The organism is Microcoleus sp. A003_D6, assembly GCF_036702825.1.
GTDB lineage: Bacteria > Cyanobacteriota > Cyanobacteriia > Cyanobacteriales > Microcoleaceae > Microcoleus.
In genome coordinates this window covers 102764-111013 of record NZ_JAUBWA010000001.1, presented here as the reverse complement: position 1 = coordinate 111013, position 8250 = coordinate 102764, and the positions used below count along the sequence as shown (strand labels likewise).

General features: G+C 45.9%; 5 protein-coding genes. 4 read left to right on the top strand and 1 reads right to left on the bottom strand.

The window, feature by feature from the left end; translation table 11 throughout:
• Positions 1-237 precede the first annotated feature (237 nt).
• Positions 238-1869 (top strand): iron uptake porin, encoded by a 1632-nt coding sequence (locus tag QUB70_RS00515; RefSeq protein ID WP_332977776.1) that lies wholly within the window; start codon positions 238-240, stop codon positions 1867-1869.
• A gap of 498 nt (positions 1870-2367) precedes the next feature.
• On the top strand, positions 2368-3648 hold the full coding sequence (serS, locus tag QUB70_RS00510) for a serine--tRNA ligase (protein WP_332977775.1): 1281 nt from the start codon (positions 2368-2370) through the stop codon (positions 3646-3648).
• Positions 3649-4118: 470 nt separating this feature from the next.
• Here the strand turns inward: serS and QUB70_RS00505 are convergent, their stop codons facing one another.
• Positions 4119-5135 (bottom strand): hypothetical protein, encoded by a 1017-nt coding sequence (locus tag QUB70_RS00505; RefSeq protein ID WP_332977774.1) that lies wholly within the window; start codon positions 5133-5135, stop codon positions 4119-4121.
• A 248-nt stretch (positions 5136-5383) separates the two neighbouring features.
• Between QUB70_RS00505 and QUB70_RS00500 the strand changes: the two genes are divergently transcribed.
• Positions 5384-7252, top strand: coding sequence for a 3-oxoacyl-[acyl-carrier-protein] synthase III C-terminal domain-containing protein (locus QUB70_RS00500; protein ID WP_332977773.1), 1869 nt, complete (start codon positions 5384-5386; stop codon positions 7250-7252).
• Positions 7252-8181 carry a DUF6999 family protein gene (locus tag QUB70_RS00495; protein WP_332977772.1) on the top strand — a complete coding sequence of 310 codons (930 nt, stop codon included), beginning with the start codon at positions 7252-7254 and terminating at the stop codon, positions 8179-8181. Before QUB70_RS00500 ends, QUB70_RS00495 begins: the two co-directional genes overlap by 1 nt.
• Positions 8182-8250 lie beyond the last annotated feature (69 nt).

Below are 8250 nucleotides of genomic sequence, written 5' to 3'. Positions count from 1 at the left end.
GGCAAGATGCCCGTTCCACAAAGAGTGAATTTTATTGTGGAAGGGGCAAGATGCTTGTTTAGGAACGGGCAAGATGCCCGTTCCACAAAGAGTGAATTTTATTGTGGAAGGGGCAAGATGCTTGTTTAGGAACGGGCAAGATGCTCGTTCCACAAAGAGTGAATTTTATTGTGGAACGGGCATCTTGCCCGTTCTTGAGAATGATGCAAGAGCGGTTTTTATGCGGAGCTTTTTCCTATGCACATCCAGCATTTTTATCACCTGATTACTGCTTTTATCCTGGGAACACCTGCTGTATTTTTACTAACATCATTCCCAAGTTTTGCTGCACCAATTGATAGATTAGTTGCTCCTGAACCGTTAAATACCTTGGCAGAAGACCCCTTCGCGCAGGTGAATTCTGTCTCTCAACTCTCGGATGTAAAACCGACTGACTGGGCGTTTCAGGCGCTGCAATCTTTAGTAGAACGCTACGGCTGCATTGCCGGTTATCCCGACGGCACTTATAGAGGAAACCGCGCGCTGACGCGGTACGAATTTGCGGCAGGATTGAATAGCTGTCTCGATCGCATCAGCGAAATAATTGCCACAGGAACAACCAACCAGATTACTGGGGAAGATTTAGCGATCGTCCAAAAACTGCAAGCAGAATTTGCAACTGAATTATCGGTGTTGCGGGGTCGAGTCGATGCCCTAGATGCACGCACAGCACAACTAGAAGCGCATCAGTTCTCGACTACGACGAAGCTGAATGCGGAAATTATCGTGGTGGTAACAGATACCTCCGGTAACAGTGTGGGGGATTCGCGCGATCGCACCAACACTATTATTGCCAACCGGGGGCGATTAAATTTTGAAACCAGCTTCACCGGTCGCGATATGCTGAGAACCCGTTTGGAATTCGGCAACTTGGGCAGGATTGCCGACAATACGGGTACAAATATGACGGCCTTGAACTTTGATGGCAATGTCGATAACACAATCACCGTCCCTCACGTATTGTATGTGACCCCGCTGACTTCTAATCTGGCGCTGACCGTCGGCCCGACAGGTGTCGGGTATCCCGATATTACGGATTTGCTGACTCCTCCAACGATCGCCAGCGATAGTGAGGGAATTCCCTCGAAGTTCGGACAATACAATCCCCTCTACCGCCGGGGAGGTGGCGGTGCGGCTGTCAACTGGACGATCGTCAAAAACCTCACCCTGACTGTGGGCTATGTCGCCGGCAATCCCAATCTCTCGCAGCAAAGTAACGGTTTATTCAACGGTTCGTACAATGCTCTGGTTCAGCTTGCCTACCGGGCCGATCGCGGAGCCATTGGCGTAGCCTATTCTCGTACCTTTGCACCAAGCGGTAAAGCCGATCTCACAGGCGGTACGGGCAGTTTTTTGGCTGCGCGACCGTTTGGGGACAATATTGCTACATCCAGCGATTCTGTAGGCGTACAAGGATTCTACCGCCTTGCTCCCCGCTTCCAAGTTCACGGTTGGGGCGTTTATACTCGCGCCAATGCAGAAAATTCCGGTGTTAGCAGCGTTTCTGATGGTAGAGGTGGTGTGGTTTTGCTAAATGTTGACGGTGACGATCGCGCCGATATTGTGTATGGGGCGATCGGGATAAGTTTCCCAGATGTGGGAGGTGAAGGCAATCTACCCGGGATTTTGGTGGGTTTACCAGGTCGCGTGACGAGCAGTAATGTGCGCCGCGAGCGAGATACTTCCTATCATATTGAAGCGTTCTATCGCTTTCAGGTCAACGACAACATTTCGATCACCCCTGGTGTTTGGGTCGTGGTTAATCCTGAGAATGACAGCCGCAACGACACTCAATGGGTTTGGTTGGTTCGCACTGGCTTTAACTTTTAACCGGAAAGATATTTTAGGACTTACTCACCTAGTCCGGGACGCAAAAACCCGGTTTCTTAACGTAATTGCCGGATTTGAGACGACAATCGCGAGAAACCGGGTTTTTTAGACTGATAAGCTGTTGTGCATTTAAATTGTATATTTCGAGTCCCGATCGAACAATCGTCAAATCCTCTCCCCCTCTCCCCTTCTCCCCCTCTCCCTTTCTAATACCATAGGCAATCTAGATGCAACACAGCTTAGTGCGTCCAGGACTTAAATTCCATGCCACAAAAAAAAACCCGGCCATTGCTGGCTGGGGTAGAAAATTATCAGGGTGCATCTACTAATATTTGCAAGTATAGCAGACATTTGTGGGGTGTCACCCTTCAGGGGTAATACCCAACGGTTATTTTAGATCAGAATAAGTTATGATTGAATGCGCTAATCATTGACAAAGCTTCTGTATCATCTCGTTCTGTCCCAACCGATCTAACATATAAGATTTAGAATAAATCTGTGCTAGACCTCAAACTAATCCGAGAAAACCCGCAAGCCGTGCAGGAAAGCCTCAACCTGCGCGGAGGCAACTATGAAATCGAGCCGATCGTGCAGTTAGACAAACAGCAGCGCGAGTTGGAAGGGAAGCGATCGCAACTGCAAGCCCGCAGCAACGAAATAGCCAAACTCATCGGTCAAAAAAGAAAATCGGGTTTACCCCTCGAATCTCCCGAAGTTCAGACTTTGCAAGCAGAAGGCAACGCAGTCGGCACGCAGTCGAACGAATTACAAGCAGAAGAAAAAGACCTAAAAGCTCAAATAGAAGCCTTATTATTGCCGCTGCCGAACTTGCCCGACAAGTCAACGCCGATCGGCAAAAATGAAAATGAAAACGTCGAAATCCGGCGCTGGGGAGACGAATACATTCCCCAAAATTCCGGTATTTTACCGCACTGGGAAATCGGCGAAAAATTAGGAATTATCAACTTTGAACGAGCCGTAAAAGTCGCTCAGCCCCGTTTTGTGAGCTTAATTGGCGCCGGGGCAGCCCTGGAAAGAGCGATTATTCAATTCATGCTCGACCGCCACACAAAAGCCGGTTATGTAGAAGTAATTCCCCCATTTTTAGTTAACACCGAATCCCTCACTGCTACGGGTCAATTACCCAAATTTGCCGAAGAAAGTTTCAAGTGCGACCAAGACGATTTGTGGCTGATTCCTACTTCCGAAGTTCCGGTTGTCAATCTTTATCGAGGAGAAATATTGACAGCAGAACAGTTGCCAATTTATCACTGTTCTTACACTCCTTGTTTTCGGCGAGAAGCCGGAAGTTACGGCAAAGATACGAGGGGATTAATTCGACTGCACCAATTTAATAAAGTTGAATTGGTGAAACTCGTGCATCCGAGTACCTCCGAGGCAGAACACGAAAAGCTTGTGCAGGATGCCGAGGGAGTTTTGCAGGCGCTGAAATTGCCTTATCGGGCGATCGCGCTGTGTACCGGCGACTTAGGTTTCGCGGCCGCAAAAACCTACGATTTAGAGGTGTGGCTGCCATCTGCGGGCAAATACCGCGAGATTTCCAGTTGTTCCAACGTCGCAGATTTTCAGGCGCGGCGGGCGAATATTCGCTTTAAAGAAGCGGGGAAAAAAGGCACTCAATTTGTGCACGCGCTTAACGGTTCTGGTTTAGCCGTGGGCCGGACAATGGCTGCAATTTTGGAGAATTACCAGCAGCCAGACGGAACTGTAAAAGTGCCGGAAGTGCTGCAACGCTATTTGGGACGGGAAGTTTTATAAACAAGTTTGTAGTTATATCAAATCTGTTAGCATCGGAATTATTCCTATCTCTCCGATCTTCATCTGCGTGAATCCGCGTCAATCCCTTGTCATCTGCGGTTCCGAAATTTTCTTTTTTTAACCGCAGATAGAGGCAGATTAACACAGATTAACGCAGATGAATTAGATAAATTTCGGTTGCACTGTTCGTGGTAGAATGTTGATTGGATTTGACGCCCGACGATGCTATCGGATTTGATATTACTCGGCGATTGAAATCGATCCTAGACAAACTTTCGTCCCAGCAAAAGGGGACTAAAAAATAAAGTAAAACGCGAATGCTGTTAGAACCCCGACAACTTCGGCGAAGTCGGGGTTCTGGGCGTTCTATTTTTTATCGACTTCTTCCTTCTTCCTTCTATCCTTTACATTCGTTACATCCGTTACATCCGTGGAGCGAATTCGTTGCCGAACTTCCTTCTTCTTTCTACTTACAGTTTGAGCAAGGCTTCTTTGATATTTAATGCTAAAAATCGATCTAATGCGAGATACATCCAGTAAACAGATAACTGACTGTCACTGCTAGTCTTGTGGAATCCGAAAGCCAGGGCCTGTTTTTCGTACATGGGGTGAATCATCAGTGTATACAAGTCGCAAAGATTCGGAAAATCTGTTTGCATTTGAGCTAAAATTTTTTGTGAGTCTTCCAGAAAAGTAATCCGGTATTCTGACAAATAGTGCGGATCGATCATCCAACTGCGGACAAATACTGACTGGCAATTTGGATCTCCTGGTAGCGCCATATTGAAAGGATCGATATCGGAAATAGAACTTAAATGAAGGCTTTTGCTAGGATCGTTAAAAAAATTAACTTCAGATTCGGTAGCGGTGGGATAAAGTAAGTAAAACCCGACTGGATTGAGATTATCTGAGCGGCGCAAAACTCGCATTCCCTTTGAGTATTGACTGGCCAAAAGCCGCAGGATTTTCACAATTTTGTAGGGGACGGCGTTAGTGCTGCGGTTCATCCAGTTGTAATTAGTTGCTAATAAATTAGCCACAGGAATCGCATCGCACCTAGGGTTGAAATCATCTAATTGAAGTTGTACAGGCTTTTGAGGTTCGGAAATATTTAAAATCTCTGAAATGGGTTGAATTTCTATTTCAGTAGTGTTACCGTCAAAGTGTTTTTTAATTAACCCCAGGGCTGCTAATTTATCTAACATCATTCCCGCAGCCCGATCGCTCCCGCGATCGGAATCGCAGTAAAATAGTTCTGCTGCTTCCCGGTGAGTACACTGCACTTCTGTTGCTGGCAATTCCAGTTTCGCCAGCGGCGGTTTGATTCGCGGCTGATTTTCCTGAAGCTGTTTCACCAATAAGTAAATCCACAGCCTGATCAAGCATTCAGCCCTAGTGCGAGTTACGCCGACTCGTTTCATCAACAGCGAGACAGCGGTGCGGCGTTGAGATTGAGAATACCAAACATTTATTTCTTCAAAATCCATTGTAGTTGCCAAGCAGTGAAGGAACTCTACTTACATATTGGCTCACTTTCCGAAAAAACTTCACCCTGCTTCAGGTTACTTGTGCTCGCTGTTGCTCGATTTCTGTGATTTCGAGAAGCTTTACAAGATAGCTGGTTTCTCCTTGCAAGTTCGCTGCTTCCCAAAGCACAATCAATTTTAGATATTTTCTGGCTTGATTTAACAAACTAACGAACCAGAGTAAATTAGCAACTTTAGAGGTTTACGCCATGTACAGTGCTTATATCAATCGGATTGGCAAATTTTTGCCGGGAGAACCGATTAATAATGATGAGATGGAAGAATATCTCGGCAAAATTGCCTCGCGTCCTTCGAGAGTCAGGCAGCGAATTCTCAACAGCAACGGCATTCAACAGCGCTATTACGCGATCGACAAACAGCAGCAAACAATATATTCTAACAGCCAAATGGCAGCGTTTGCCGTCCGCGACGCGATCGCCCAGGCAAATTTGGAACCAGGGGCGATCGACTTATTGGCCTGCGCCACTACTTTACCAGACTTATTAGTACCGGGATTTGCCAGCACAGTACACGGGGAACTTTCCGAATTATCTCCCCTAGAAATAGTGTCAACTCAAGGAGTTTGCTGTGCCGGAGTTTCTGCTTTAAATTACGCCGCCTCTCAACTCGAACTCGGCAAAAAACAAACAGCAATTGCCGTCGCTTCCGAATTTCCCTCGCGCCTGTTCAAAAACACCAAATTTGAAGCAGAAACTTCCGTGCAAGCGGGAAAACCCCTGCCTTTCGATACAGAATTTTTGCGCTGGATGCTATCAGACGGTGCCGGAGCCTTTTTGCTGCAAAACCATCCCAACTCCACGGGAATTAGTTTAAAAATAGAATGGATTGAACTCGTTTCCCACGCCAACGCCTATCCTGTTTGTATGTATTCAGGATTAGCAAACGAAACATCAACTAAAAGCTGGTTGGATTATTCCTCCTACCTCGATGCAGCCACAGCGGGAGCTTTTGACTTGCGGCAAAATATTCGCTTGCTGGACAATGTAATGAAATTAGGCGTTGAAGGTTGGCTGCGGTTGATTAAAACCGGGAGAGTTTTCCCACAAGAAATTGACTGGCTGCTGTGCCACTATTCCTCTCACTTTTTCCGGGGACAAATTGTGGAACTTCTGGAACAAGCAGGCTGCATGATACCTGAAGAAAAATGGTTTACTAACTTGTACAGTCGGGGAAATACAGGCTGCGCTTCGATTTATTTAATGTTAGAGGAATTGTTCAATTCTGGCAAGTTGCAGCCCGGACAGAAAATCTTTTGTTTCGTGCCGGAAAGCGGCCGCTTTACAACGGCATACATGATGTTAACTGCTGTGGAAAATACCGAGAAGCCTATGATTTCTCAAATTTCTAATTTTCTTGAGGTTCCCGAAGCTTCGCCTCTCGAAAGCGTTAAACCGGAAAACTCTAACTCTCCGCAAGCTTATTTGTTGCGGGAGTTAGCAGGGATTTGGCTGAAGTTCGATCGCGAAATTCGTTCCGTGCCCATTGTCCGCAAATTGTACCGAGGAGAGTTTACAATAGAAGACTATCAAGCTTTACTTTGCAATCTGCGCCCGCAAGTTGTCGAGGGAGCTCGCTGGATTGCTCGCGCTGCTTCTAACATGAGTGACTTTCGCCTGCGATCGACTTTTATCGGCCACGCCCAAGACGAACACCGCGACTATCAAATGCTAGAACAAAATTATGTTTCGGTGGGCGGTGAATTGGCAAAAATTGTGGAATATGATAAGAATATTGGCAGCGAAGCACTATCAGCTTTTATCTTCCACCAAGCATCGCGGGAAAATCCGGTCGATTTAATTGGCAGTATGTTTATTATCGAAGGATTGGGAAATCAGTTGGCGGGAAAGTGGGCAAAACAAATTCAAGAAACTCTCGGTTTGCAAGACGAACAAGTATCGTTTTTAGCTTATCATGGAGTTAATGACGAGTCGCATTTAGCAAAATTAGAAAATTTAATTAATGCCGAATGGATGACGGATGATATCGCCCGCCGCATTGTCAAAACTGCCAGCGTTACTGCTCGTTTATATTTGCTGCAATTGGAGGAAATCCGCTAATGCAAAAGCTGCAAAAACAAGATACCGAAAATCTCCCTGATGAGCGAAAAATCCCTTACGCTACGAAACCCTACAACCGCCGAGATCCGAATGTTTGGGATGTGCTGTTTTGCGATCGATCTATTCCCGTCGATTTAGTGGCAAAAGCCTACATGATCCGGGATTTACAAAACTGGACTCGCAGTTATTTGCTCATCCCGATCAAAATAATTGCTAACTTGTTGCTGGCGGTAATTATGACCGCAAAGCGCCTGTTGCCATTTCAATTTCGCGCTTACACTTTAATGCACAAATCGGCTGCATTTTTCCTAAATAACTTTGTCTCGCCAGAAGCTTGTTATTTAATTGTGCGACACATCTGCGCCGGCTCCAACATTATCAACTTCTTGATTGACAACGGCCCCGACACCCAGATTGAAAAGTCAAAGCTTTATCCGCGAACAGTTAGCGATTTAGCTGACAATGCGTTTCTCGAACACGACTTAATTCTCTATAATTTTGTCTGGGATTACAACCAGGCAATGCTGACAAATCCTAACTGGTTGCAGGCAGTCAAAAAACGGGGAATAAATTATGATAGCATTCAACCAGTAGAAGTTGCAATAGATTTTGAAAAACGCAGATGGTTGAGAATTTTGGATTTGGAATCGGCGATCGAATTGTTTAAAGTCTTTTATTCTTTGTGTTTGACTAGCGACGAATTTGCGCGAGCAGTGATGTCGCTTCAGTTAGATGAAAACTTCGGAGTGTACGTCAGCGAGATTACCGGAAATTGCGACTGGAATCATGTAATTGTCAACCGCCACCCGCTAGCGCCCAACAGTCCGTTTAATGCGGCACGCGACTTGTTTTTGCACGGGATAATTTCGGAATATCTCTATCGGTATTTGGAACTGCAAAAAGAGATGAACTCAACTCCGATTAAATAACCATAAATACCGTAGGGGTGGGTTTTACCCAAAATATTTAATAACCGCAAACAATCTACCTAAACCCGC